The 24,159-nt window shown below is 72.7% G+C and carries 24 protein-coding genes; 9 read left to right on the top strand and 15 right to left on the bottom strand.

Annotated elements, in window-relative coordinates; all coding sequences use genetic code 11:
* Positions 1 to 74 precede the first annotated feature (74 nt).
* The 6 genes from ACA514_RS35430 to ACA514_RS35405 all read right to left on the bottom strand — a co-directional run bounded on the left by ACA514_RS35430 (position 75) and on the right by ACA514_RS35405 (position 5,973).
* Entirely contained in the window at positions 75 to 890 is an 816-nt protein-coding gene (locus tag ACA514_RS35430) for a MetQ/NlpA family ABC transporter substrate-binding protein (RefSeq protein WP_375045638.1), read from the bottom strand.
* Between the two features lie 32 nt (positions 891 to 922).
* Positions 923 to 1,579 carry a methionine ABC transporter permease gene (locus ACA514_RS35425; RefSeq protein ID WP_375045637.1) on the bottom strand — a complete coding sequence of 219 codons (657 nt, stop codon included), beginning with the start codon at positions 1,577 to 1,579 and terminating at the stop codon, positions 923 to 925.
* Complete coding sequence (locus ACA514_RS35420; RefSeq protein ID WP_375045636.1) at positions 1,576 to 2,649, bottom strand: methionine ABC transporter ATP-binding protein; 1,074 nt, start codon at positions 2,647 to 2,649, stop codon at positions 1,576 to 1,578. Before ACA514_RS35420 ends, ACA514_RS35425 begins: the two co-directional genes overlap by 4 nt.
* 587 nt (positions 2,650 to 3,236) lie before the next feature.
* Positions 3,237 to 4,070, bottom strand: coding sequence for a DUF4097 family beta strand repeat-containing protein (locus ACA514_RS35415; protein ID WP_375045635.1), 834 nt, complete (start codon positions 4,068 to 4,070; stop codon positions 3,237 to 3,239).
* Positions 4,067 to 4,714, bottom strand: coding sequence for a response regulator (locus ACA514_RS35410; protein ID WP_375045634.1), 648 nt, complete (start codon positions 4,712 to 4,714; stop codon positions 4,067 to 4,069). The genes ACA514_RS35415 and ACA514_RS35410 overlap by 4 nt, the downstream gene beginning before the upstream one ends.
* A complete protein-coding gene (locus tag ACA514_RS35405) occupies positions 4,702 to 5,973 on the bottom strand; it encodes a sensor histidine kinase (protein WP_375045633.1) in 1,272 nt (423 codons plus the stop codon). Before ACA514_RS35405 ends, ACA514_RS35410 begins: the two co-directional genes overlap by 13 nt.
* 173 nt (positions 5,974 to 6,146) lie before the next feature.
* Between ACA514_RS35405 and ACA514_RS35400 the strand changes: the two genes are divergently transcribed.
* From ACA514_RS35400 to ACA514_RS35380, 5 genes are all read left to right on the top strand, one after another.
* Positions 6,147 to 7,025, top strand: a complete 879-nt coding sequence (locus ACA514_RS35400; protein ID WP_375045632.1) for a hypothetical protein — start codon at positions 6,147 to 6,149, stop codon at positions 7,023 to 7,025.
* A gap of 97 nt (positions 7,026 to 7,122) precedes the next feature.
* Positions 7,123 to 7,695 carry a hypothetical protein gene (locus ACA514_RS35395; protein ID WP_375045631.1) on the top strand — a complete coding sequence of 191 codons (573 nt, stop codon included), beginning with the start codon at positions 7,123 to 7,125 and terminating at the stop codon, positions 7,693 to 7,695.
* Positions 7,696 to 7,735: 40 nt separating this feature from the next.
* The gene (locus tag ACA514_RS35390) at positions 7,736 to 8,317 is read left to right on the top strand and encodes a TetR/AcrR family transcriptional regulator (RefSeq protein WP_375045630.1); all 582 of its coding nucleotides are present in this window, start codon (positions 7,736 to 7,738) and stop codon (positions 8,315 to 8,317) included.
* A gap of 126 nt (positions 8,318 to 8,443) precedes the next feature.
* A complete protein-coding gene (locus ACA514_RS35385) occupies positions 8,444 to 9,205 on the top strand; it encodes an SDR family NAD(P)-dependent oxidoreductase (protein WP_375045629.1) in 762 nt (253 codons plus the stop codon).
* 39 nt (positions 9,206 to 9,244) lie between these two features.
* A complete protein-coding gene (locus ACA514_RS35380) occupies positions 9,245 to 9,934 on the top strand; it encodes a class I SAM-dependent methyltransferase (protein WP_375045628.1) in 690 nt (229 codons plus the stop codon).
* A 72-nt stretch (positions 9,935 to 10,006) separates the two neighbouring features.
* Here the strand turns inward: ACA514_RS35380 and ACA514_RS35375 are convergent, their stop codons facing one another.
* From ACA514_RS35375 to ACA514_RS35355, 5 genes are all read right to left on the bottom strand, one after another.
* Positions 10,007 to 10,612, bottom strand: a complete 606-nt coding sequence (locus ACA514_RS35375; protein WP_375045627.1) for a response regulator — start codon at positions 10,610 to 10,612, stop codon at positions 10,007 to 10,009.
* A complete protein-coding gene (locus ACA514_RS35370) occupies positions 10,609 to 11,745 on the bottom strand; it encodes a sensor histidine kinase (protein WP_375045626.1) in 1,137 nt (378 codons plus the stop codon). The genes ACA514_RS35375 and ACA514_RS35370 overlap by 4 nt, the downstream gene beginning before the upstream one ends.
* Before the next feature lie 140 nt (positions 11,746 to 11,885).
* Positions 11,886 to 12,542 carry an ATP-binding cassette domain-containing protein gene (locus tag ACA514_RS35365; RefSeq protein WP_375045625.1) on the bottom strand — a complete coding sequence of 219 codons (657 nt, stop codon included), beginning with the start codon at positions 12,540 to 12,542 and terminating at the stop codon, positions 11,886 to 11,888.
* Positions 12,543 to 12,633: 91 nt separating this feature from the next.
* The gene (locus ACA514_RS35360) at positions 12,634 to 13,926 is read right to left on the bottom strand and encodes an alpha-amylase family protein (RefSeq protein ID WP_375045624.1); all 1,293 of its coding nucleotides are present in this window, start codon (positions 13,924 to 13,926) and stop codon (positions 12,634 to 12,636) included.
* A gap of 53 nt (positions 13,927 to 13,979) precedes the next feature.
* Positions 13,980 to 14,414 carry a MarR family winged helix-turn-helix transcriptional regulator gene (locus tag ACA514_RS35355; protein ID WP_375045623.1) on the bottom strand — a complete coding sequence of 145 codons (435 nt, stop codon included), beginning with the start codon at positions 14,412 to 14,414 and terminating at the stop codon, positions 13,980 to 13,982.
* 38 nt (positions 14,415 to 14,452) lie between these two features.
* Between ACA514_RS35355 and ACA514_RS35350 the strand changes: the two genes are divergently transcribed.
* Positions 14,453 to 15,937, top strand: coding sequence for an FUSC family protein (locus tag ACA514_RS35350; RefSeq protein ID WP_375045622.1), 1,485 nt, complete (start codon positions 14,453 to 14,455; stop codon positions 15,935 to 15,937).
* On the opposite strand, the gene ACA514_RS35345 is transcribed toward ACA514_RS35350, so the two are convergent.
* Positions 15,891 to 17,057, bottom strand: a complete 1,167-nt coding sequence (locus ACA514_RS35345; protein ID WP_375045621.1) for a lactate 2-monooxygenase — start codon at positions 17,055 to 17,057, stop codon at positions 15,891 to 15,893. The genes ACA514_RS35350 and ACA514_RS35345 overlap by 47 nt on opposite strands.
* A 175-nt stretch (positions 17,058 to 17,232) precedes the next feature.
* On the opposite strand from ACA514_RS35345, the gene ACA514_RS35340 reads away from it, so the two are divergent.
* Positions 17,233 to 19,731 (top strand): DNA topoisomerase (ATP-hydrolyzing) subunit A, encoded by a 2,499-nt coding sequence (locus ACA514_RS35340; protein ID WP_375045620.1) that lies wholly within the window; start codon positions 17,233 to 17,235, stop codon positions 19,729 to 19,731.
* Between the two features lie 33 nt (positions 19,732 to 19,764).
* Here ACA514_RS35340 and ACA514_RS35335 read toward each other — a convergent pair whose 3' ends face one another.
* On the bottom strand, positions 19,765 to 20,451 hold the full coding sequence (locus ACA514_RS35335; RefSeq protein WP_375045619.1) for an ATP-binding protein: 687 nt from the start codon (positions 20,449 to 20,451) through the stop codon (positions 19,765 to 19,767).
* Positions 20,452 to 20,696: 245 nt separating this feature from the next.
* Between ACA514_RS35335 and ACA514_RS35330 the strand changes: the two genes are divergently transcribed.
* Both ACA514_RS35330 and ACA514_RS35325 read left to right on the top strand, forming a co-directional pair.
* Positions 20,697 to 21,605, top strand: coding sequence for a helix-turn-helix domain-containing protein (locus ACA514_RS35330; RefSeq protein ID WP_375045618.1), 909 nt, complete (start codon positions 20,697 to 20,699; stop codon positions 21,603 to 21,605).
* Positions 21,595 to 21,798, top strand: a complete 204-nt coding sequence (locus tag ACA514_RS35325) for a DUF397 domain-containing protein (protein WP_375045617.1) — start codon at positions 21,595 to 21,597, stop codon at positions 21,796 to 21,798. Before ACA514_RS35330 ends, ACA514_RS35325 begins: the two co-directional genes overlap by 11 nt.
* An 82-nt stretch (positions 21,799 to 21,880) precedes the next feature.
* On the opposite strand, the gene ACA514_RS35320 is transcribed toward ACA514_RS35325, so the two are convergent.
* Both ACA514_RS35320 and ACA514_RS35315 read right to left on the bottom strand, forming a co-directional pair.
* The gene (locus ACA514_RS35320; protein ID WP_375045616.1) at positions 21,881 to 22,480 is read right to left on the bottom strand and encodes a cysteine hydrolase family protein; all 600 of its coding nucleotides are present in this window, start codon (positions 22,478 to 22,480) and stop codon (positions 21,881 to 21,883) included.
* Positions 22,477 to 24,156 carry a purine-cytosine permease family protein gene (locus tag ACA514_RS35315; RefSeq protein WP_375045615.1) on the bottom strand — a complete coding sequence of 560 codons (1,680 nt, stop codon included), beginning with the start codon at positions 24,154 to 24,156 and terminating at the stop codon, positions 22,477 to 22,479. Before ACA514_RS35315 ends, ACA514_RS35320 begins: the two co-directional genes overlap by 4 nt.
* Between the last annotated feature and the right edge of the window lie 3 nt (positions 24,157 to 24,159).

Below are 24,159 nucleotides of genomic sequence, written 5' to 3'. Positions count from 1 at the left end.
GACAAACCGCGGCGCTTTCGGCGCACCACCGCGCCCCGGGCGCCGAGGAGCCGCTCAGGAGCGCTCCGGAGCGGCTAGGACGCCACCAGCACCGAGCCCTTGTACTTGTCCTGCACGTACTTGCGCACCTCGGGCCCGCGCAGCAACTGGACGAGCTTCTTCACGCGCGCGTCGTTCGCGTTCTCCGGCAGCGTGACGACGCCGTTGGCATAGGGGTTGCCCTCCGGCTTCTCGGCGGCCAGCGCGTCCTTGGCAGGCGACAGGTTCGCCTCGAGCGCGTAGTTGCCGTTGATGACCGCCGCGTCCACGTCGTCGAGCGAGCGCGGCAGCTGCGCGGCCTTCAGCGGCTTGAACTTCAGGTGCTTGGGGTTGCTCGCGATGTCCCTCTCCGTGGCGCTCGTGGGCGCCCCCGGCTTCAGCGTCAGCAGCCCGTTGTCGGCGAGCAGCTTCAGCGAGCGCCCCTCGTTCGCGGGGTCGTTCGGCACCGCCACGGTCGCGTTCTGCGGGATCGCCTGCAGGCTCTTCACCTTGCTGGAGTACACGCCGAGCGGCTCCAGGTGGACGGGCGCGACGAACGTCAGCTTGGTCCCGGACTTCTTCTCGTACTCCTCCATGAAGGGCACGTGCTGGAAGTAGTTGGCCGTGACCTGCTTCTCCTTCAGCGCGGTGTTGGGCTGCTGGTAGTCGTCGAAGGTCACGATGTCCAGCTTCAGCCCGGCCTTGGCCGCCAGATTGTCCTTGACGTACTTCAGGATGTCTCCGTGCGGGACGGGGTTGACGGCGACCTTCAGCGGGGCGTCCGGATCGTCGGACGCGTCCGAGGAGCCGCAGGCCGCCAGGCCCGCGACCAGGCCGAGGGAGGCGAGCGCGATGGTGATCTTGCGGAGCACGAGGAGTGCCTTTCTGTGCGGTGAGAGCGGTGTCACTTGTGGGACAGGCGGCGGGCGACGAGGTCCCCCACCGCCTGGATGATCAGGACGAGGACGACGAGCAGCAGCACGGTCGCGACCATGACCTTCGTCTCGAAGCGCTCGTAGCCGTAGGTGACGGCGAGGTTGCCGAGCCCGCCGCCGCCGACCGTGCCGGCCATCGCGGTGTAGCCGATCAGCGCGATCACGGTGACGGTCAGTCCGGAGACCAGGCCGGGCCGGGCCTCGCGCATCAGCACCTTGCCGACGATCTCCCGGCGGGTCGCGCCCATCGCGTCCGCCGCGGCGATCACTCCCGGGTCCACCTCGCGCAGCGCGATCTCGACGAGCCGCGCGTAGAACGGGATGGCGCCGACCGTCAGCGGGACGATCGCGGCGGCGTTGCCGATGCTGGTGCCCACCACGATCCGGGTGAAGGGGATGATCGCCACCATCAGGATCAGGAACGGCAGCGACCGGCCGATGTTGACCACCACGCCGAGGACCTTGTTGACCGGCGGCGCGGGCAGCAGCCCGCCGCGCTCGGTGACCACCAGCAGCACGCCGAACAGCAGTCCGAGCACGGCGGTGAAGAGCGTGGCCACTCCGGTCATGTAGAGCGTCTCGCGGGTGGCGGGCCACAGCAGCGGCACGACCTCGTCCCAGCTCATCGGGCGTCCTCCTCGGCGGGCGCGGGGATCGGGCGGGCGGCGGGCGGCGCGCCGCCGGTGGCCGGCGGCCGCGCCGTGGCGGACGCGCGCGTCCTGACCTCGACGGCCAGGCCGGACTCGCGCAGGAACGCCAGCTGCGCCGCGTTCGCGGACGGGTCGCCCGGCAGTTCGAGCTGGAGGCGCCCGACCCGCTCGCCGCCGACCGTCTCCACGGCGCCGCCGAGGATGTTGACGTCGAGCGAGTACCTGCGGGCCAGCGCCGACACGAACGGCCGGTCGGTCGCCCCGCCCACGAAGGTGACCTCGACGAGGGTCGTGCCCTCGCGCGGCTCGGCGGCCGGCAGCGGGAAGAGCCCGCGCGCCAGCTCCGATCCGGGGCGCGCGAGCAGCTCGGTCACCGGCCCCGACTCGGTGAACCGGCCCTCGCGCATCACCGCGGCCGAGTCGCAGATCCGCTTGACCACGTCCATCTCGTGGGTGATCAGCAGGACGGTCAGGCCGAGGCGGCGGTTCAGGTCGCGCAGCAGCTCCAGGATCGACGCGGTGGTCTCCGGGTCGAGCGCGGAGGTCGCCTCGTCCGAGAGGAGCACCTTGGGGCGCCCGGCGAGCGCCCGGGCGATGCCGACGCGCTGCTTCTGGCCGCCGGAGATCTGCGCCGGGTAGGCCTTGGCGTGCCCGGTGAGGCCGACCAGGTCCAGCAGTTCGGCGACGCGCTCGGCGCGTTCGGCCCGCGGGACGCCCATGACCTCCAGCGGGAACGCGACGTTGCCGGCCACCGTGCGGCTGCCGAGCAGGCCGAAGTGCTGGTGGATCATGCCGATGCCCTGGCGGGCGCGGCGCAGCTCGGCGCCGCGCAGGGCGAGCAGGTCGCGCCCGTCGATCACGATCCGGCCCTCGTCCGGGCGTTCCAGCAGGTTGACGCAGCGCAGCAGGGTGCTCTTGCCTGCGCCGCTCGGGCCGAGCACGCCGAAGACCTCGCCCTCGCGGACGGTCAGGTCGACGCCGTCGACGGCGGTCACCTCGCGCCCGCGGGCGCGGTGCACCTTCCGAAGTTTTTCGATCTGGATCACAGAGAATCATCCGTGCGGACGGGCGCCGCCGGGGCCGGCGGCGGTGCGGGTGGTGGACGGGTCCGCCCCTGAAGGCGCGCCCGATCAGGGAGCGGCGACGCCCGGACGTGCGGGGGCCGGACGTGCGGGGGCCGGACGTGCGGGAGCCGGGCCGCGGCGGCGGTTATCCACAGAACGCGATTCCACTTCCGCGTCCCGGACGGCCGCCCGACGATGGCCTCGACGGGTCCGGCCGGACGGCCGGGGCCCGCCGGCGGCGGCCGCGCGCTCGATCGGGCGCGGGCCGGTCAGGTCCGACCAGGGGGGTACGGGGCGTGGCTCAGCAGGTGGCGTTGGAAGTTCATGCGCGACTCGGGTCTCGGAGTTCGCTCGCTTCGGGGCGCGAGGCTCAGGCGGGGGCCCTCAGCGGTCACACATTCGCCGGCAGCACGTACACCGCAGGGCCCGCGGGGTCAGCGGGCCGTGCTCACGGCACGGGCGTACGAGGCTCATGTCATCAGTCAACCAACCAACGACAAATGACGCAAATCGCTTCGATGGCGAGAATCGGCCGGTCAGCGCCACCTGCCCGGCCCCGCCGGTGCCGGTCAGTCGTCGCGGTAGTCGACGTAGGACGTCCCCGAGCCGCTGCGAACCGAGATCAGCCGGCCGGACCGGTCGTCGACGAGGGCCCGGTTGAGATGCGTGTCACCCGAGCCGGTCCAGCCCTGGACCCGGTACTGGGAGCCCGCCGGCACGATGATCTTCAGGGAGCCGGCGCCGGCCGTCACGTCCACCAGCCGCGGCGGCTCGGCGTAGCGCAGGTCGATCTCGCCCGCGCCCACGTCCACCCGAGCCTCCGGCGAGGCCAGCCCGGTGCCGCGGATCGTGCCCGACCCGGCCCGCGCCCGCAGCGCGCCCCGCGCGTCGGCCACCTGGATCTCGCCCGACCCGGTCCGCAGGTCCAGGTCGCCGGCGATCCCGCGCACGGTGATCTCCCCCGAGCGCGACTCGGCCGCGACCCGCACGCCGGCCGGCACCCGGACGTCGATGTCGGCGCCGCACTCCCAGCCGTTGTAGAGCCCCGCCGACCGGGGGCACCTGGAGACGATCGACAGCACGCCGTCCTTGACCGACTCCGTCACGACCGGCTTGCGCAGCACCCAGCGCAGCCGCTCGTAGACCCGCGCCTGGCCGTCCGGGCCGGTCCCGACCGACACCTCGGAGCTTCCGGCGTCGAGCCGCAGCTCCCTGATCGCCTGGTGGTAGGGGGTGGCGTACTCCGCGGTCCGCCGCATCTCCCGCCCCCACGCCACCAGGCCGACGGGCGCCACCACCACGACCGCGGTCGCGGCCGCGAGGAAGATCCAGACACCGCGCCGCCGCGGGCGGTCCGCGGCGGCCCGCGGCCCGGTGGCGCCGCGGGCCTCTGTGGAGGTCATGTCTCTCCGTCCAGGAACCGGAGCACGGCGAGCACGCGGCGGTGGTCGCCCTCGGCGTGCGGGAGGTCGAGCTTGGCGAAGATGCTGTTGATGTGCTTGGCGACGGCGCTCTCGCTCACCACGAGGGCGGCTGCGATCCCCGCGTTCGAACGGCCCTCCGCCATCAGCGCCAGGACCTCCTTCTCGCGCGGCGTCAGCCGGTCGAGGGGGTCGCGGTGACGGCGCAGGAGCAGCTGCGAGACGACCTCGGGGTCCAGCGCGGTGCCGCCGGCGGCCACCCGGCGCAGCGCGTCCAGGAACACCGACACGTCCGCGACCCGGTCCTTGAGCAGGTACCCGACGCCGCTGGTGCTGGTCGACAGCAGGTCCGCCGCGTACCGCTCCTCGACGTACTGCGAGAGCAGCAGCACCGCGACGTCGGGCGCCTCCCGCCGCATCACCAGCGCGGCCCGGACGCCCTCGTCGGTGAAGCCCGGCGGCATCCGCACGTCGATGATCGCGGCGTCCGGGCGGTGCTCGCGCACCGCCGCCAGCAGGCCCTCCGCCTCCCCGACCGCCGCCGCCACCTCGAACCCGGAGGTCTCCAGCAGCTTGATCAGCCCGGCCCGCAGCAGGACCGAGTCCTCGGCGATCACAATGCGCACGGCAACTCCACGGTGACGGTCGTCGGGCCCCCGGCGGGGCTGATGATCCGGAACGTACCGTCCACCGACCGGACCCGGCGCGCGAGCCCGGGCAGCCCGCTGCCGGTGGAGAAGTCCGCGCCGCCCACGCCGTCGTCGGCGACGGTGAGGAGCAGCCGGTCGCCGCGGCGCAGCGCGGTGACCTCCACCGCTTTCGCCCTGGCGTGCTTGACGACGTTGGTGAGCGCCTCGGACACCACGAAGTACGCCACCGCCTCGACGGTGGAGGAGGCCCGCGGCTCCACCTCGACCCGCAGCCGGACCTCCAGCGGCACCCGCGCCGTGATGCCGGACAGCGCGGCGTCCAGACCCCGGTCCTCCAGCACCGCCGGGTGCAGCCCGCGGATGAGGTCGCGCAGCTCGGTCAGCGCCTCCTTCGCCTCCTCGTGCGCCTCGACGATCACCCGCATGGCCTCGTCCGGCACGCCGGTGAGGGTCTCGCGGGCCAGCCCGAGGTTCAGCGCGAGCGAGACCAGCCGCTGCTGCGCGCCGTCGTGCAGGTCGCGCTCGATGCGGCGGCGTTCGAGGTCGGCGGCGTCGACGACGCTGGCGCGCTTCTCGGCCAGGTCCTCGACCCGCCGCTCCAGCTCGGCGGCGCGGTCCGGCCCGAGCATCGCGACGGCCGCGCGCGCGTCCAGGCTCCGGACCCCGGCCGCGATCCACGGCGCCGCGATCAGCAGCAGGACGCCGGCGACCGTGAGGAGGCTGACCCGGATCGTGCCGGCCTTGTCGGTCACGCTCAGGGCGCTCGCGGCGGGCAGCGTCCAGGCGTACGCGTGGCTGAACGCGAGGATCACCCCGCCCGCCCAGGCGGCGATGGTGGCCAGCCCGCCGAGCGCCAGGAGCGGCCCGACGACCAGGTGGTACCGCAGCACCCGCCACACCTCCGGCGAGCGCAGCCGGCGCAGCACCTCCCATGCACGGCCCTCGTCGAAGCCGGGCATGGGCGGGATGCGCAGCCCCAGCATCGCCCAGCACCGTTCCCGCTGCCAGCGCGTCAGCGGGCGCAGCACCAGCAGCGCCACGACGCACGATCCCGCCAGCACGAGCATGACCGGCGTCACGTTCACCGGCGCCCAGAAGGGCCAGACCACGCCCAGCACGGCCCAGCCGGCGAACTGCAGCGGCACCCCCGAGGCGACGAACGTGGTGTCGCGCCACGCCGCCGGCGACCACGGAGCGTGCGCGAAGGCACGCCGGGCCGGAGAGATGGATGCCATGGACGCAACCGTATTGCCCCAGTTCCGGCACCGCCATGGAGTGAACTTCCGGTCCGGGGGTGAACCTGGTGCCACCCCCATTCGGAAAGGCGCGCTACTGATCGTGAGCCGTTCCGCGGCCAGTGTTGATCTCGCCCCCGGCAAGCCGTGCCGGATCATCAGGGAGTGCGCTCATGGTCGCCAACACCGCCCCCTTCACCTCCGTCCCCGCCCGCCGCCCCCGCTCCCGGCAGAACACCTCCCCCGCCGCGCCGGCCCGCCCGGCCTCGGCCCGCCCGGCCTCGGCCCGCCTGACCTCAGGCCGCCTGACCCCAGGCCGCCTCACACTGGGCCGCCTGACACTGGGCCGCCTGACACTGGGCCGCCTGACACTGGGCCGCCTGACACTGGGCGGCCTGGCACGGGGCGGCCTGGCACGGGGTGGCCGGGCGTCGGGGCGCCGGTGGGAGCGGCGCATCGCTCTGGGCCTCGTCGGCGGCGCGGCCATGATGGTGCCGTGGATGATCGTGCTCGCCCGGACCCTGCCGTCCACCGCCCGCGTGTCGAACTGGCCGATGGCCTGGATCGGGCTGGACGCGATGATCGCCACCGGGATGCTCAGCACCGGCGTGCTGCTCGCGCGGCGCGACCCGCGGCACGGCCTGACCGCCGCCGCCACCGGCGCCCTGCTGGCCATGGACGCCTGGTTCGACGTCCTGACCTCGGCGCCCGGTGCGGAACGCTCCCTCGCCCTCGCGATGGCGGCCGGCCTGGAACTGCCGCTCGCCTGCGCGTTCGCAGCCCTCGCCGCGCGGGCCCTCCACACCGGCGCGCCGTCCATGCGGCCACCCAGCGACGTCACCGATGAGGAGGGACGCCCATCGGGGTCCGCGCGGGCGCTCCGCAGCCGCGGAACGCCCGCGAAACCGAGCACCGGAGTACCAGGAGAGGAGGGCCGCCGATCGGGGGCCGGGCGGCCGTGTCACCTGCGCGGTACGGGTGTGAGAGGGGTGGAAGACGGGTCGATGAAGGGCAGATGGCAAAGCATCGACGGGAGTACGCCAGACGGGTGAAACCAGACGAGCCGGACCTCTAGAGTGAGTCGAACGTCGGGGCCCTCTCACGCGGGAGGGCCCCTCGCCCTGCCTGCACGATCAGAGGTCCCCGAACATGAACGACCACGAGGTGCATGAGGAGTGCCTGCGGCTCCTTCGGGACGGCATGCCCGTTCCCGCCCCCGACACCTTCGACGAGGAACGGGACTTCCTTCCGCTCGGCCTCGACATGGACGGCGACGTCGCCGTTGTCACGTTCCTGCACCAGTGGGGCGGCTCCGGGGTCGACCCGTTCATCGAGGGCCGGACGTTCCATCGGCGGGACGGCGAGTGGATGGGCCTCGGCGGGGGCGGCGGCTCGGCGCCCTATGACCCGCTGGTGCGGCGCTCGTCGGGCGAGATGGGCCGGTACCTGTACCAGTACGGCTCGGGGCGCACGGTGCGGAACGCCAACCGGCTGCTGCCCTGGGGCGCGAAGTGGGTGAACGAGGCGCGGCTGCGGGCCTCGGCCGAGGTGGCGAGGGTCCGGGTGGGCAAGCGCATCCTGGACGTCCCGGCGCACGGGCACATCGTCGTGGTCTGGGGCGTCCGGCGCGGCCCCGTGCTGGAGGCCCTCGCGACGGACGGGGCGGTCCTCGACACCCTGGACCTGGACCGGCCGGGCCTCCCGGTGCGCTCGGAAGTCTGATATTTGACCGATCGATCTCTATAGCCGTACGGTCGTGCCCATGGCACGGACGAAGGAGTTCGATCCGGACGCCGCGTTGCAGCGCGCGCTGGAGCTGTTCTGGGAGCGCGGGTATGAGGCGACCTCCATGGCCGACCTCGTCGCGCATCTCGGCATCGCCCGCGCGAGCGTCTACGCGACGTTCGGCGGCAAGCACGAGCTCTTCCTGCGGGCGCTCGAACGCTACCTCGAGACGACCGACCCGAAGATCGCCGACGCGCTGTCGCAGCCCGGTCCGGTCCTGCCGGCCGTCCGGGCGCTGATCGAGCGCTATGCCGCGGAGGCGGGCCGGGAACGTCCGCGGCTCGGCTGCCTGGTGGTGAACACGGCGGTCGAGCTGGCCCCCCGGGACGCCGAGGCCGCCCGCCTGGTCGAGGCGAGCTGGACCTTCCTCGAAGCGTCCCTCACCTCGGCGCTGACCCGCGCCCGCGCCCAGCACGAGCTCCCCGAGAGCGCCGATCCGCGCGCCCTCGCCCGGCTGCTGCTGGTGCTGTTCCAGGGCATGCGCGTCCTCGGCCGGGCCCCCGCGGAGGACGGCCGGCTCCGGGACGCCGCCCGCCAGGCCCAAGCCCTCCTCGCCTGATCCGGCCGGAGACTCCCACCGCCATCGCCCGGGCGCGGGTGTCGTCGCCGACCCCGTCCGGGTTCAGGGGTGGGTTTCCTCAGACCCTTATTCGAGATCGATCATTCTAGAAATGAGAGGGTTGTCATGGGAGAACGCTTCACCGGCCGGGTCGTGCTGGTCACCGGCGGCGCCGGCGGGATCGGGCGCGCCACCGCCCGCGCCTTCGCGCGGGAGGGCGCCACGGTGGTCCTGGCCGGGCGCGCCGAGAGCACGTTGACCGAGGCCGTCAAAGAGATCCGGGCCGAGGGCGGCCGCGCCGACCATGTGGTCGCCGACCTGACCGTCCCCGGCGATGCCGCCGCCATGGTGGCGGCGGTCACCGGACGCCACGGCGGTCTGCACGTCGCGGTGAACAACGCCGGGGTCCTCGGCGCGACAGGCCCGGTCACCGACGTCGACGACGACGCCTGGCGCGCGGTCATCGACGTGAACCTGACCGGGGTGTTCCTGTCGATGAAGCACGAGATCGCCCATATGCGGGCGCACGGCGGCGGCGCCATCGTGAACATCTCCTCCAACATCGGCGCGCACCGGCGCCTGCCAGGAATGGCCGCGTACGCCGCGTCCAAGGCGGGTGTCAGCGTGCTGACCCGCACGGCGGCCATCGATCACATCGGCGAGGGGGTCCGCATCAACGCGGTCAGCCCGGGGGCCAGCGACACCCCCATGTCGTTGCGGCCGGGCGAGACCCGGGCGGACCGCGACGAGCGGCTGAGGGCGACGGTCCCGGCGGGGCGGCCGAGCGACCCGTCCGAGGTGGCAGGCGCCGTCGTCTGGCTGGCCTCCGACGAGTCCGCTTACCTGGTCGGCCACGACATGGTCATCGACGGTGGCACCACCGCCTGACGACGCTTCTCGGCACGCGCGGCTGGGCAGACTCCAGGTATGGCTCTGCCGCCCGACCACGACGCCGACCCGGAGCGGTGCCGCCTCGCCGCGCGGATCACCCGCCAGTACCTGATCGGAGCGCGGAGCCTGCACGACCACATCGCCGCCAAGCTGCTGGCGGCGCGGGCGACCCGGGTGCTGGACATCGGCTGCGGGGAGGGCGCGCTCAACCGCGCCCTCCCCGGTCCGCCGCCGTTCCGGCTGGTGGGGCTGGACGCGTCCGGCACGCTGCTGCGCGCGCACCCGGGGCCGCGCGTGCGGGCGAACGCGCTCCGCCTGCCCTTCCGCGACGGGGCGTTCGACGCCGCCGTCGCCGTCGACCTGCTCTACCGCCTCGACGATCCTGGGCTGGCCCTGCGCGAGGCGCGGCGGGTGCTCGCACCGGGCGGGACGCTGCTGGTGACGGCGATCTGCCGGACCGACAGCCCGGAGCTGGCGCCGGTCTGGCGGCCCGAACCGTCCGGCTTCGACGCCGAGGACGCGCCCGCGCGGGTCTGCGAGGTATTCCGCGAGGTGGAGGTGGAGCGCTGGGACGCCCCGCTGATCACGCTGCCCGACCGCGCCGCGATCCGCGACTACCTGGTCGCCCGCCACGTGCCCCGCCCGCAGGCCGCCGAGGCGGCGACCCGGCTCCGCACTCCCCTGCCCGTGACGAAGCGCGGCTCCCTGCTCCTGGCCCGCCGGTAACACCCACGATCAAGCCCGATACGCCCGCATCTCGAGCACCCGAGCCCCGACCGCCCGGGGCGGTGCGGATGGCTACAGCCAGCCGAGGTCGCGGGCGGTGTTGACGGCGGCGTGGCGGTTGTCGACGCCGAGTTTGGTGACGGCGGCGGACAGGTAGTTGCGGACGGTCCCCTCCGACAGGCCGAGGCCGCGCGCGATGCGGGAGACGGGGGACCCGTCGGCCGCGGCGCGCAGGGTGTCCAGCTCGCGGGGGGTGAGCGGGCACTCCTCGGCGGCGAGGGCGTCGGCGGCGAGCTGCGGGTCGATGTAGCGGGCGCCGGCGGCGACCTGCCGGATGACCTCGGCGAGCCGGGAGCCGGGGGCGTCCTTGCCGAGGAAACCGCGGACGCCGGCGGCCATGGCGCGGCGCAGGTTGCCGGGGCGGCCGTGCGCGGTGACGATCACCAGGCGGCAGCCGGGCAGGTCGCGGGCGAGGCGCTCGGCGGCGGCGAGGCCGTCCAGGCCGGGCATGTCGATGTCGAGGACGGCGACGTCGGGTTTCAGGGCGAGGGCGCGGTCGACGGCCTCGTCGCCGCGTCCGACGTCGGCGGCGACCTCGATGCCGTCCTCGGTCTCCAGCAGCAGGACGAGGGCCTCCCTGATCAGCAGGTGGTCGTCGGCCAGCAGGACCCGGATCATGCCGCTCCCCTCGGTGCGGGGGCCGCCGGGACGGCGGCGGTCACCCGGAACGTGCCGTCGCCGCCGGGGCCGGCGGTGAAGCGCCCGCCGGCGGCGGTGATCCGCTCGGCGAGGCCGGTGAGGCCGCTGCCGCCGGCGGCGGCGCGGCGCGGCGCGCCGTCGTTGACGATCTCCACGCGGACGCGGTCGCGGCCGGCGTCCACGGTGATCTCGCACCAGGTGGCGCTGGAGTGCCGGAGCACGTTGGTGGCGGCCTCGCGGGCGACCCAGCCGAGCGGTTCGTGCACGTGGGCGGGGAGTTCCGGGGACACCTCGGGCCGGTCGCAGCGGATCCCGGCGGCGCGCAGCACGGCCGACATGCCGTCCAGCTCGGTGCGCAGGGACGTGGCCCGGTAGCCGCGGACGACCTCGCGGACGTCGCGGACGGAGTCGCGCGCCATCGTCTGGATCTCGGTCAGCTCCTTGCGGACGCGGCCGGGGTCGCGGTCCAGGTACCGTTCGGCGACCTCGGCGCGGAGCGCGACCGCCTGGAGGCTGTGGCCGAGGACGTCGTGCAGGTCGCGGGCGAAGCGGAGCCGCTCCTCGCCCACCGCGGACCGGGCCGTCTCGGCGCGCGCCTCCCGCAGTTCCTGGACGACGTGGAACAGCCATACCTGGACGTATCCGGAGAACGCGGCGAGCGGCACGCCGGCGAAGTCGTACAGGGCGCTCAGCGCGGGCAGCCCGAGGACGATCCCGTAGACGGGGGTCAGGACCGTGGCGGCGGCCGTCACCGCGATCGCCGGGCGCAGCGGCAGCACGACGGCGATCAGCCCGGCCGGGACGAGCAGCGCGTTGCCCCAGCCGTGGCCGGTGCCGAGCAGCGGCGGCAGCGTCCAGCAGATCGCGGCGATCGCGGCCAGCCCGAACCGGTGGCCGGGCGCGGTGCGGCGCATCAGGTTGAGCCACAGCAGCCGGGCGTAGAGGGCGAAGACGGTCGCGACGGCTGCCACGGCGAGCAGGATGCGCCCGGGGCCGTGGCGGTCGAAGACCTCGTACCAGAGGGCGGGCAGCAGGAACCCGGCCAGGGTGAACGCCGTCAGCCCGACCATGATCGCGGCGATCGCGGTGGGGCGCGGGATCCTCGGCTGCACGCGCCCAGCGTATGCGCTCGTCAAGGGAGACGCCGGTCGTCAGGGGACATGCCGGTCGGGGGGCTCCTGCCGGTGTCAGGCCGCGCGGGCGGCGGGGTCAGGCCGCGCGGGCGGCGGGGTCAGGCCGCGCGGCGCACGGGTCAGGCCGCGCGGGCGGCGGTGCCGAGCCGGTCCGCGGCGCGGCCGGTGACCAGGCGGCCGCCGTCCAGCACGCCGACGCGGTCGGCGCGGCACGCCTCGCCGGGGTCCCGGGTGCTGATCACGATCGTGCCGCCCTGGGCGGCCAGCGTCAGCAGCACGGCCCAGACCTCGCGGGCGGCGGCCTCGTCGAGCCCGGCGGTGGGCTCGTCGAGGAAGACCACGTCGGACCGCCCGACCAGGGCGAGCGCGAGGTCGAGCAGGCGCCGCCGCCCGGCGTCGAGCCGCTCGAACGGGGTGCCGGCGTGGCCGGTGAGGCGGGCCAGGCGCAGCGCCTCGTCGCGGGTGATCGGGTCGAGCGTCCAGCGCCGCCAGGCGTCGATGATCTCGGCGACGGTCAGTCCGGGGAACAGCCCGCCGTCCCGCCAGACGGCTCCGGAGCGGGCTGCGTCGCGGTCGGTGTAGGGGTCGGCGCCGCGGACGCGGAGCGTCCCGCCCGTGGGGCGCCGCAGGCCGGCGAGCATCTCCAGCAGGGTGGTCTTGCCGGATCCGTACCGGCCGAGCAGCGCGTACACCTCGCCCTTGGCCACGGTGAACGAGACGTCCCGCACGGCCTCGTTCAACTGCAGGTCGCGTACCTCGATCACGGGTGCCCTCATGTGCCCCATGCTGCCGCCGGGCGATCGAGCCGGGCAGTCACGGACGTCAGGAACGGGCCGTGAGGTTCGCAGTGGTCACCGATGACATTTGTCATGGGTGCGCGACGGCCCAGCCTTGCGGGGGGATCACGGCGCCGTCGGCGTGGAAGTCCGCCTCACCGGCGATGCGCGTCCAACCGGCGGCCGGCAGGTCCGCCTTGGCGGGCTCGTCGGCGAGGTTGAGGACGACTCCCAGTCGCTCGTCGCCCTGCCCAACTGTGTAGGACAGGGTCGTATTGGTCAAGGTGGTGACCGTGGTGTGCGCGCGGACGAGCCAGGGATGGCGGCGCCGCAGGCCGATGAGGTCCTGGTGGAGGCGGTGGTAGGGGGCGCCATGGCCGGGCGCTTCGACGGGCCGCTCCGGGAAGGCCGGACGGATGGCGTCGTCGCCGCCTTCGCGTTCCTCCTTGATGCCGTGGAAGGAGAACTCGTCGCCCGCGTAGATGGACGGGACGCCCGCATTGGTGAGCAGGATGACGAGCGCGTGGGCGAGATGGCGTTCGTCATCGAGACGGCTGGCGATGCGCGTCACGTCGTGGTTGCCGAGGAAGGTCTGCGGGACGAACGTCTGGAGCATCCCGTCGTGGCGGGTGAGCGCATGGGCCAGTTCGAAGAAGTTGCGGTCGTTCAGCGAGCTCCAGATGGCCTTCCATAGTTCGTACTGGGTGACGGAGTCGAATCCGGCGCGTTCCACAGTGCCCGCGTAGTCGCCGTGGATGACCTCGCCCACGAGCCATGCGTCGGGGAAGCGCGCGCGGACGCGGTCGGTGACCGTCCTCCAGAAACCGGCCGGGACGGCGTACGCGGCGTCCAACCGCCATCCGTCGATGCCGCGTTCCAGCCAGTGGCTCATGACCTGCACGGCGTAGTCGGCGACCTGCGGCTCATCGTGGTTCAACACGACGAGCTTGTGGTGGCCTTCGAACGTGCGGAAGTCACCGCTCTCGTCGGGGACGAACCACCCGGCGTACGGTGACGCCTCACCGCGCGCCTGGACGTCGGCGAAGTGCGGGAAGCCACGTCCGACATGGTTGAAGACGCCGTCGAGCAGGACGCGGACGCCTCGCGCCGACGCCGCCTCCACGAGCCGCAGCAGGTCGGCCTCGTCTCCCAGGCGGGGGTCCACGCGGAAGTGGTCGACGGTGTCGTAGCCGTGGGTCTCGGACGCGAACACCGGTCCGAGGGCGAGGCCGTTGCAGCCGAGCGCGAGCAGGTGGTCGAGCCATCCCGCGATCCTGTCCAGCCGATGCTCGGGCGGGGCGCCGGGCGGGAGGGCGGCCCGTTCGGCGCCGGTGAAGCCGAGCGGGTACACGTGCCACCAGATGGCGTGATCGGGCCAGCGCATGCGCGTCTCCCTACCCGGTAATCGTCGATCTGAAAATAGTAAGCGATAGCGAACTATTCGGCCAGCCGTTCCATCAACCGGGCGGCGATCCGCAGCACCTCGCGCTCCGTCTCGCCGAGCCCGGCTAGCGCACCGGCCAGCCAGGCGTCGCGTTCCCGGAGGTCGTGCCTGAGCGCCTCGGCGCCGGCCGGGGTGAGGGTCAGCACGAACTGCCGCCGGTCCCGCTCGTCGCGCGCGCGGACGATCAGCCCGGCCTCTTCGAGTTCGGCGAAGACCCTGGTCAGCGACTGGGGTCTCTGACCCTCCGCCTCCGCCACCTCGCCCGCCGAGCTGGGGCCGCGGCGGGCCAGGTGCCCGAGCACGATCAGCTTGTTGCCGCTCAGCGCGTCCGGGGAGCGCGAGGAGCGCATCCGGCGCGCCATGCGCATCACCCCGCGGCGGATCTCCACCACCGCCTCCGCCGGCACGTCGGGCCGATCGCTCGCCATAATGCTACGCTATTCCTTACTAAATCGTGGGGGTGGCCATGGGGGCAGGCACGACCGGGACCATCGGCGCCCTCAAGGCGCCGACCATCGTCGCGGCAACGACGATGGTCGCCGTCCTCGCGGCCTTCGGGTCGACGCTGCTGCTGGAGCACGCGGCACATCTGCACATCGACTCCGTGATGCAGGCCGTCGTGCTGTCCGTCACCCTTTCGAGGGCACACCGGGGCGCCCCCCTACCCGACCGCCTGACCGGATTCGTCGTCATGCCCGCCGTCGCCCTCCTGTCGGTGGGCCTCGGCACCCTCATGCGCGACGACGCGTTCGCGGGCGACGCCGCCTTCGCCGCCCTCGTCACGTCCGGGGTCTGGATCCGCCGCTTCGGACCCCGTTTCACCAAGGCGGGCACGCTGATGATGCTCCCAGCGATCGCCCTGCTCGTCATCCCCCACGGTGCTCCCGGCGCGCCATCGACCCACCTCATGTGGGCGCCCGCAGTCGCGTTCATCGCCTACTTCTGGGTGACCGCCGTACAGCTCGCCGTAGAACGCCCATGGCGCGCCGGCCACTCGAAGGCTCCCCCGCCTGCGCCCGCTCAGGGCAAGAGGATGCGCGCCAGCACCCGCATGGCGGCGCAGATGGGCGTGGCCCTGTGCACGGCGTTCGCCGTCGGGCACTGGCTGTTCCCCGACCACTGGTCGTGGGTCGTCCTGACGGCGTTCATCGTGTGCAACGGTGCGCGGGGACGCGGCGACGCCCTCCACAAGGGTCTGCTGCGCGCGCTCGGCGCGGCCGGAGGGACGGTCCTCGCCGCGCTGGCATCCGGGGTGTTCGCTCCACGGGATCCCCACGCGGTCGTCCTCATATTCGCCGTGCTGGGCGCGGCGGCGTGGTTGCGTCAGTGGAGCTACGCCTACTGGGCGGGCGGCGTCACGGCCGCTCTGTCGCTGCTGTACGGGTATTTCGGCCAGTCCGCCGTCCCGCTTCTGCAGACGCGCCTCGAAGCGATCCTCGCCGGCGCCGTCATCGGTGCCGGGGCGGCGTGGTCCGTCCTGCCGTTCCGCACCAGGGACGTCCTGCGCCGCCAGGCGTCCGAGTCCCTGGCCGCCCTTACCGACGTCTTGAAGGACGAGCCGCACGCCCGCGCGCGCTTCGAGGACGCCGTCACCGAGCTGGACACCGTCTATGGGCCGCTACGGCTGCACCGGTTCGTCACCCGCACCCGGCCGCACCATGCCGATGTCGTCGACGTCCTACGCGAGACCGTGCCTCACGTCCGCGCCCTTGGGCCCGGCGCCAGGGCATTGCGCGCCAATGTGGGGGCTGTAAGGCGCGCTATAGGGGGACGACATGACGGCGCGCCCTACAAGCCGCTCGCAGGGCACGACGACGACCCGGCCGCGCACGCCATTGATGCGGGGCTGGCCCGCATCCACGAGATCTACGCCCCGCGCGTAAAAGAGCTCCCGCCTACAGCGCCTACGCGCGAACCAGGACCTCCGGAGAAAGCTCCTCCGGCCGGGTGACTCCGGACAGCGCCAGGGTCAGCTCCAGCTCGGCCTGGATGCAGCGCAGGACGTGCTGCACCCCGGCCTGCCCGCCGAGCGCCAGCCCGTAGGCGTACGGGCGCGCCAGCAGCACCGCCTTGGCGCCGAGGGCGAGCGCCTTCACCACGTCCGAACCCGTGCGGATCCCGCTGTCGAACAGGACGGTGGCCTGGTCGCGGACGGCCTCGACGACGCCGGGCAGCGCGTCCAGCGAGGCGACGGCGCCGTCCACCTGGCGCCCGCCGTGGTTGGACACGATCACGCCGTCCATCCCCGCGTCCACCGCGCGGCGCGCGTCGTCGGGGTGCTGCACGCCCTTCAGCGCGATCGGCCCGTCCCAGTGGTCCCGCAGGAAGACGAGGTCGTCCCAGGTGAGCGAGGGGTTGCCGAAGTTGGCGACCCAATGCAGGAGCGCGGCGTCGCGGTTGGCGTCGGTGACGGGCCCGCCGACCGCCTTCTGGAAGACCGGGTCGCTGTAGTAGTTGGCGACGCCGATGCCGCGCAGGAACGGCAGGTACGCCTGGTCCAGGTCGCGGGGCCGCCACGCCAGCGTGAACGTGTCGAGCGTGACGACGAGCGCCGTGTAGCCCGCCGCCTTGGCCCGCTCCAGGAAGCTGACGGCGAGGTCGCGGTCCTTGGGCCAGTAGAGCTGGTACCAGCGGGGCGCGCCGTCGCCGTTGGCCTCCGCGACCTCCTCGATGGAGTGGGACGCCGCGGTGCTCAGCACCATGGTCACCCCCTCGGCCCCCGCCGCGCGCGCGGTGCCGAGCTCCCCGTCCGGGTGGAGGATCGACTGCACACCGATCGGCGCGAGCAGGATCGGCGACGGCATCGCGGTGCCGAGGACCTCCACCGACAGGTCGCGGTGCGCCACGTCCCGCAGAAAACGCGGCACGATTCGCCATCGGTCGAACGCTTCCCGGTTCGCCCGCGCGGTCGCCTCGCTGCCCGCCGATCCCGCAACGTATCCGAACGCCTGCGCCGACAGGACGCCCTCGGCCAGTCCCTCCAGCCGCGTCAGGTCGGTCGGCAGCGACGGCCGCACGTCGCCGAGTCCCTGCAGGTAGATCGAGTTCTGGAAGTCGGCCAGCGCGCTCATCGGATACCTCCACGGGGGACGCGGCCGGGGCGCGGCCGCGTGCGGAAACCGTCCGGGACCAATCTGCCACGGCCGCTGACCGGATCGCGCGCCCGCGGCGCCGCCGGGATCCGATCCGCGGTCCTTCCGGTGGGGCGGGCGAAAGATGTCGGCGGGACCGGCCACAATGTGGGGCATGGCACGACGCGGATCCCAAGCCCCTCCCCCGCCGCCGGACTTCGAGGAGAACATCGTCGACGTCGACGTCTCCGAGGAGATGCGCGGCAGCTACCTCGAGTACGCCTACTCGGTGATCTACCAGCGGGCGCTTCCCGACGCCCGCGACGGGCTGAAGCCCGTCCAGCGGCGGATCCTGTACTCGATGAACGAGATGGGGCTGCGCCCCGACCGCGGGCACGTCAAGTGCGCGCGCGTCGTCGGCGAGGTGATGGGCAAGCTGCACCCGCACGGCGACAGCGCGATCTACGACGCGATGGTGCGGATGGCCCAGCCGTGGGCGATGCGGATGCCGCTGGTCGACGGGCACGGCAACTTCGGCTCGCTCGGCGGCGACGACATGCCCGCCGCCATGCGGTACACCGAGGCCCGCCTGTCGCGCGAGGCGCTGATGATGGTCGCCTCCATCGACGAGGACACCGTCGACTTCCGGCCGAACTACGACGGCCAGGAGCAGGAGCCCGAGGTCCTGCCCGCCGCGTTCCCCAACCTGCTGGTGAACGGCGCGTCCGGGATCGCGGTCGGGATGGCCACCAACATGGCCCCGCACAACCTCGGCGAGGTGGTCTCGGCGGCCCGGCACCTGATCGACCACCCCGACGCCACCCTCGACGACCTGATGCGCTTCGTCCCCGGCCCCGACCTGCCCACCGGCGGCATGATCGTCGGGCTGGAGGGCATCCGCGACGCCTACGAGAAGGGCCGCGGGACGTTCCGCACCCGCGCCACCACGACCATCGAGAACGTCACGCCGCGGCGCAAGGGCATCGTCGTCAGCGAGCTGCCGTACGCGGTCGGCCCGGAGCGCGTCAAGGCCAAGATCAAGGAACTGGTCAACGCCAAGAAGATCCAGGGCATCGCCGACCTGAAGGACCTCACCGACCGCAACGTCGGCCTGCGGCTGGTCATCGAGATCAAGAACGGCTTCAACCCCGAGGCCGTCCTGCAGGACCTCTACAAGCTGACGCCGATGGAGGAGACCTTCGGCATCAACAACGTCGCGCTCGTCGACGGCCGGCCCCGCACCCTCGGCCTGCGCGACCTGCTGCAGGTGTACGTCGACCACCGCATCGAGGTCGTGCGGCGCCGGTCGATGTTCCGCCGCAAGAAGCGCGAGGACCGCCTGCACCTCGTCGACGGCCTGCTGATCGCGCTGCTGAACATCGACGAGGTCATCCAGGTCATCCGGCAGAGCGACGACGCCGCGCAGGCCAAGCAGCGGCTGATGCAGATCTTCGAGCTGTCGGAGATCCAGGCCCAGTACATCCTGGACACCCCGCTGCGCCGCCTCACCCGCTTCGACCGGCTCGAGCTGGAGAAGGAGAAGGAGCAGCTGGCCAAGGAGATCGCGAAGCTGACCGCGATCCTGGAGTCGGAGCGCAAGCTGCGCGGCCTGGTGTCCAAGGAGCTCGGCGAGGTCGCCTCCGAGTACACCACCCCGCGCCGCACGATCCTGCTGGAGTCCTCGGGCCACACCGCCGCGGCGGCGGTGCCCCTGGAGGTGGCGGACGACCCGTGCACGGTGCTGCTGTCGTCCACCGGGCTGCTGGCCCGCACGCACGGCCCCGAGCCGCTGCCCGACAGCGGCCCGCGCGCCCCGCACGACGTGCTGATCTCGGTCGTCCCGGCGACGGCCCGCGGCCAGGTCGGCGCGGTGACCTCGCTCGGGCGGATGATCCGCATCGACGTCCTCGACCTGCCGGGGCTGCCCCCGGCGGCGACGCCGCCGTCCCTGGCGGGCGGCGCGCCGGTGACCGAGTACGTCGACCTGGAACCGGACGAGACGGTCGTCGGCATGGCGGCGCTGACGGACGAGGGCGGCGGGCTCGCGCTCGGCACCGCCCAGGGCGTGGTGAAGCGGGTGGTCCCCGACTTCCCCGCCAACCGCGACGAGTTCGAGGTCATCGGCCTCAAGGAGGGCGACCGGGTGGTCGGCGCCGTCCAGCTGATGTCGGAGGAGCAGCATCTCGTCTTCATCAGCACCGACGCGCAGCTGCTGCACTTCCCGGCGTCCGTCGTCCGCCCGCAGGGCCGCGCCGCCGGCGGCGTGGCCGGCATCAAGCTCGGCGCCGACGCCCACGTGCTGTGGTTCGGCGCGCTCGACCCCGGCCGCGAGGCCCGGGTGATCACGGTCTCCGGTTCGTCGTCGGCGCTGCCCGGCACCCAGACCGGCGCGATCAAGCTGGCCGACTTCGCCGACTTCCCGGCCAAGGGCCGCGCGACCGGCGGCGTCCGCGCGCACCGGTTCCTCAAGGGCGAGGACGTCCTGCTCCAGGCGTGGGCGGCGCCGACCCCGCTGCGCGCCGCCGGCGCGAACGGCAAGCCCGCCACGCTGAACGCGACGCTCGGCCGCCGCGACGGCTCCGGCGAGCGGCTGACGACCCGCATCGTGTCGATCAGCGGCCCCATCGGCCCGGTCCCGCCGGACAGCGACGAACCCGCCTCCGACGAGGAGTAACGGTGAGCCGGGCCCGCCCGGCGCGGGCCCGGCTCACCGCGCGTCCAGCTCCTCATGGCACCGGACGACGGCCTCCGCGACCTCGGTGACGTCCCATAGCGGATACCGGACGGTCCCCACGGACGGCATCGTCACGACGAACCCGTGCCGCCGCGCCCACACGGTGATCTCCGCGCGGACGGACAGGACGGCCATGTCCCATCCCTGGCACCGGTGCAACGCCCTGAGCCCGCGCCCGCTCAGCGCCGCCTCCAATTCGGACATCGCGCCGACAGGGTCCTTGCACAGGACGGGCAGCGCGACCCCCACCATCGGCAGCGCGAAGTAGACGGCCTTCCCCGTGATCGGCGCGAACGCCAGTCGCGACCTGCTGCGATGCACGCCCCACCGCCCGTCGTGCTCCGCCGCGAGCGCGTTCACCACCTCGAACCCGCGCCCGCCCTCGTCCAGCGGCAACGGCCGCCGCGCCGCGGGCACCGCGCCCTTCCACGGCGCCCCGTCGAAGACCTTCGCCACGATCTCCGCCCGCTCCCCCGTCCGGTACACGTACAGCTCTGACACAGTGCCGGACGCGTGCCGATGCACGTTCGTCACCAGCTCCGACACCATCGTCGCCGCGTCACAGACCAGCACGTCGGGCATCCGCAGCCCCCGCATGGTCGCGCTCAGCCGCGCCCGGGCGAACGCGGCGCACGTCGCGTCCGCCGGCAGCGCCCACACCGCACACCCCCCGCCCCGAACCACCTCCGCCCCGCCACCCGCCCCACTGATACCGCGTTCGACGTCCCGCATCGTGATCACCGTCCCACCTGCCACCAGAGAGCACTCTGAGTGATGTGCTCGCTCCGCATCGTGCTCTTCACCCAGACCTCGATGCAACTGGAAATGGAAAATTCCATGAGCAAAGTCAAAGGATCTTGGCGTTCTCGCCACGCGGCGGGGCGCGACGCAGGCAGACTCGGGCTATGACCGAACGCCGCCCCACCGTCCGCGAACGTCGACTCGCCGCCGAACTGCGCCGCCTTCGGGAGCGATCGACCCTCAGGCTCGACCAGGTGGTCGCGGAGCTGCAGGGACGCGGTGCGGGCCGCTGGTCCGCGGCGAAGCTCTCCCGCATCGAAAGGGCAGGGCAAGGCATCAAGACCGCAGACGTCAATCAGCTGTGCGACCTGTACGACGTGTCCCTCGAGAAGCGCGAGGCACTTCTCGGCCTGACCCGCTCGTCACGCCAACGCGGCTGGTGGGACGCCTACGCCGACACCATCCACACCGACTACGCCGCGTACATCGAACTCGAGGCCGAGGCCGCATCCCTTCGTTGCTACAACGCTCAGATGATCAACGGCCTATTGCAGACCGAGGAATACGCCCGCGAGGTCATCAGAGTAGGGCTGATGCAGTTCGCACCCGCAGCGGAAGTGGATCGCCGCGTGGAGGTGCGCAGGACGCGACAGAGACTCCTTGAGGAGCGCCGGCACGGGCCGCTGCGCTTGTGGTCGATCATCGACGAGGCCGCGCTCCGCCGATCCGTCGGCGGCACGGACGTCATGGTCCGGCAGTGCGACCACCTGCTCAAGCTGGCCGAGCTCCCCAACGTGATGCTCCAGGTGCTTCCCCTTACGACGGGCGCTCATCCGGCTCTGACCGGGGCGTTCACTCACATGGACTTCGCTGAGCACCATATGGCCGACGTCGTCTACCTCGATGGTCTGACCAGCGCCCTTTACATCGAGGACGACGCCCAGGTCCACAGTTACGCGCTCGCTTTCAACCAGCTCGCCATGACGGCCCTCGGCGTCGACGAATCACTCGACGTGATCTCAGAACTCGCCAAGCAACACCAGAAGCGGCATATTGGCGTAAATGAGCACTAAGGGAGACCTACTCGTCTGGCGGAAGAGCGCTCACTCGGCGCAAGGCGCGGACTGTGTCGAGGTGGCCTCGCTTGTCGACGCGTGCGCGGTCCGGGACTCCAAGGATGCCGACGGGCCCGTCTTGGCGTTCACGCCCCACGCCTGGTCCGCGTTCGTCCGTACCGTCAAGACCGGCGCCCACGACCTTCCCTGACAGCGTCCGCATCGTTGACCGCGGCGTGTCGCCCTTGGCCGGTAGGTGCGCAAGGGCGGCACGTCGCGGTCGACGGCGGGGGTCAGGCGGCGGGGACGGGAGCGGCGAACGTTTCGGCCACGGTGGTGACCGTCGCGAAGCCGCAGTCGCGCATGACCTCGAGGCCGATGTCGTGGAGCCGCGGAGTGAGGGCCGCGCAGGCGTCGCCGAGGACCGTGACCCCGTAGTCGCGCATGTAGGCGGCCCGGACGGTCGACTCCACGCAGATGTTCGTCACGACCCCGCAGACCAGCAGGTTCTCCGCGCCGAGGCCGCGCAGGAGCGGATCGAGCGAGGTCCACAGGAAGGCGTCGAAACGGACCTTGTCCACCACCAGGTCGTCCGGGCCGCAGCCGAGGTCGTCCGTGACCTCGGCATCCCAGGTGCCGGCGGCCAGCGCGGAGATCTCGGCCAGGTCCGGGTGCGCGCCGCCGAGGTTGGCGCCCTCGTCGGCCCGTCCCGGGCGGTAGACGTGCCGGGTGAAGACCACCGGCGTGCCGGCGGCGCGGGCCGCGGTCACGGCGGCGGCGCACTGGCGGACCGCGCGGCCCGCGTCGGCGAGGGGCATGCCGAGGGTGGGCAGCGACCCGTCCGGGTGGACGAATCCGTTCTGCATGTCGACGACGATCAGGGCGGTGTTCATCGCAGTGCCTCCGGGGCCTTGTCGAGGGAGTCGGGGAGGGACGGGGCCGGCGCCGTGCCGGGCATGCCGAGCAGGACGGGCTCCTTCGGCGGGCGCCAGGCGCTCGGCTTGCAGGCGTCGCGGCAGGAGCCTTCGGTCGAGCAGCACAGCGAGCAGATGTGCCCCTGGTGGAACGGGCAGGTCGCCATGTCCACGACGTCGTAGGAGCCTTCGCAGACGGCGCAGGGCAGTTCGGTCGCGCCTTCGGGGAAGACGCTCGTGCGGGCGATGTACCAGCGGCCGCGGGTGGCCGCCGCGACGAGCGGCGGCAGCGCCAGCGCCAGGACGAACGAGATGAACGGCGACAGGTCGGCGGCGGTGTCGCCGAACACGCCGTAGTAGGCGACGATCGAGACGGCGGCCGCGGCGACCATCGACCCGAACCCGACCGGGTTCACGTTGTACAGGTGGGCGCGGCGGAACTCCACCTCGGGCGGGCTGAGCCGCAGCCACCGCTTGTTGATCACCAGGTCGGACGCCATCGCGGCGATCCAGGCGATCCCGATGTTGGCGTACCAGGCGAGCACGGTGACGATGTGCGCGAAGATGTCGATCTCCATCAGCACCAGGGCGAGGGCGACCTGGAGGATCACCCACACGGCGCGGCCGGGGTGCCGGTGCAGGATCCGGGAGAAGAAGTTCGACCACGACAGCGAACCCGAGTAGGTGTTCATGATGTTGATCTTGATCTGGGAGAGCAGCACCAGCACGCCCGCCAGGACGAGCGCCACCGTGTGGTCACCGACCGCGCGCTCGTACACGACCGTGAAGAGGTCGACCGGGACCGCGACGTGGTCGGGCGTCGTCCGGGTGTCGGCGTAGCCGACCAGCAGCGTGGACGCGAAGAAGATCACGACGGCGAACAGGGACAGGCCCGGCCCGCCCATCAGCACCGCGAGGCGCCATCTGCGGCGCCCGGCCGCGCCCTTCGGGTCGGGCATCAGCCGCAGGTAGTCGCCCTGCTCGCCGATCTGCACGGCGAACGACAGCTGCGCGGCGGCGATGGTGAACACGGCGGTCAGGGTCAGCCCCGTCGCGGCCGCCGCGCCGTGCGACGTCACCGGGTGGACCATGTGGTGCCCGGAGTGCGGCGCGGTCGCCGCGACGACGAGGGCGAAGCCGATCAGCAGGATCCAGACCGGCCATGTCCACGCCTGGAACTTGGAGCTGAACGTCATCCCGTAGAGCGTGAGCGGGATCATCACGATGGAGACGATCACGTACGAGATGTGGACGTCGACATGGAAGAGCGCGGTCACCGCCTGCGCCATGATCGCGCCCTCGTAGGCGAGGAAGATCAGCGTGTAGGTCGCGTAGACCAGCGAGGTCACCGTGGAGCCCAGGTAGCCGAACCCGGAGCCGCGGGTGAGCAGGTCGATGTCGATGTGCTTGCGGGTGATCGCGAAGGCGATGACGATGGTCAGCGGCAGCGTCACGACGCCCGCGATGGCGAACCCGAGCAGCGAGCTGCCGAAGCCGAACTCGTTGACGAACGCGGCGTCCAGCGCGTATCCGGCCATGGCGGACAGCCCCACCAGGCAGCTCAGGAACACCATCCACGGCGACCAGGTGCGGAACGCGCTGGGTGTGTACCGCAGGGAGTAGTCCTCCATCTGCGGGTTCTCGGCCAGATCCAAACC

This window comes from Actinomadura sp. NTSP31 (genome assembly GCF_041951385.1).
Taxonomy (GTDB): domain Bacteria; phylum Actinomycetota; class Actinomycetes; order Streptosporangiales; family Streptosporangiaceae; genus Spirillospora; species Spirillospora napierensis.
This window is presented reverse-complemented; position numbering and strand designations above follow the sequence as displayed.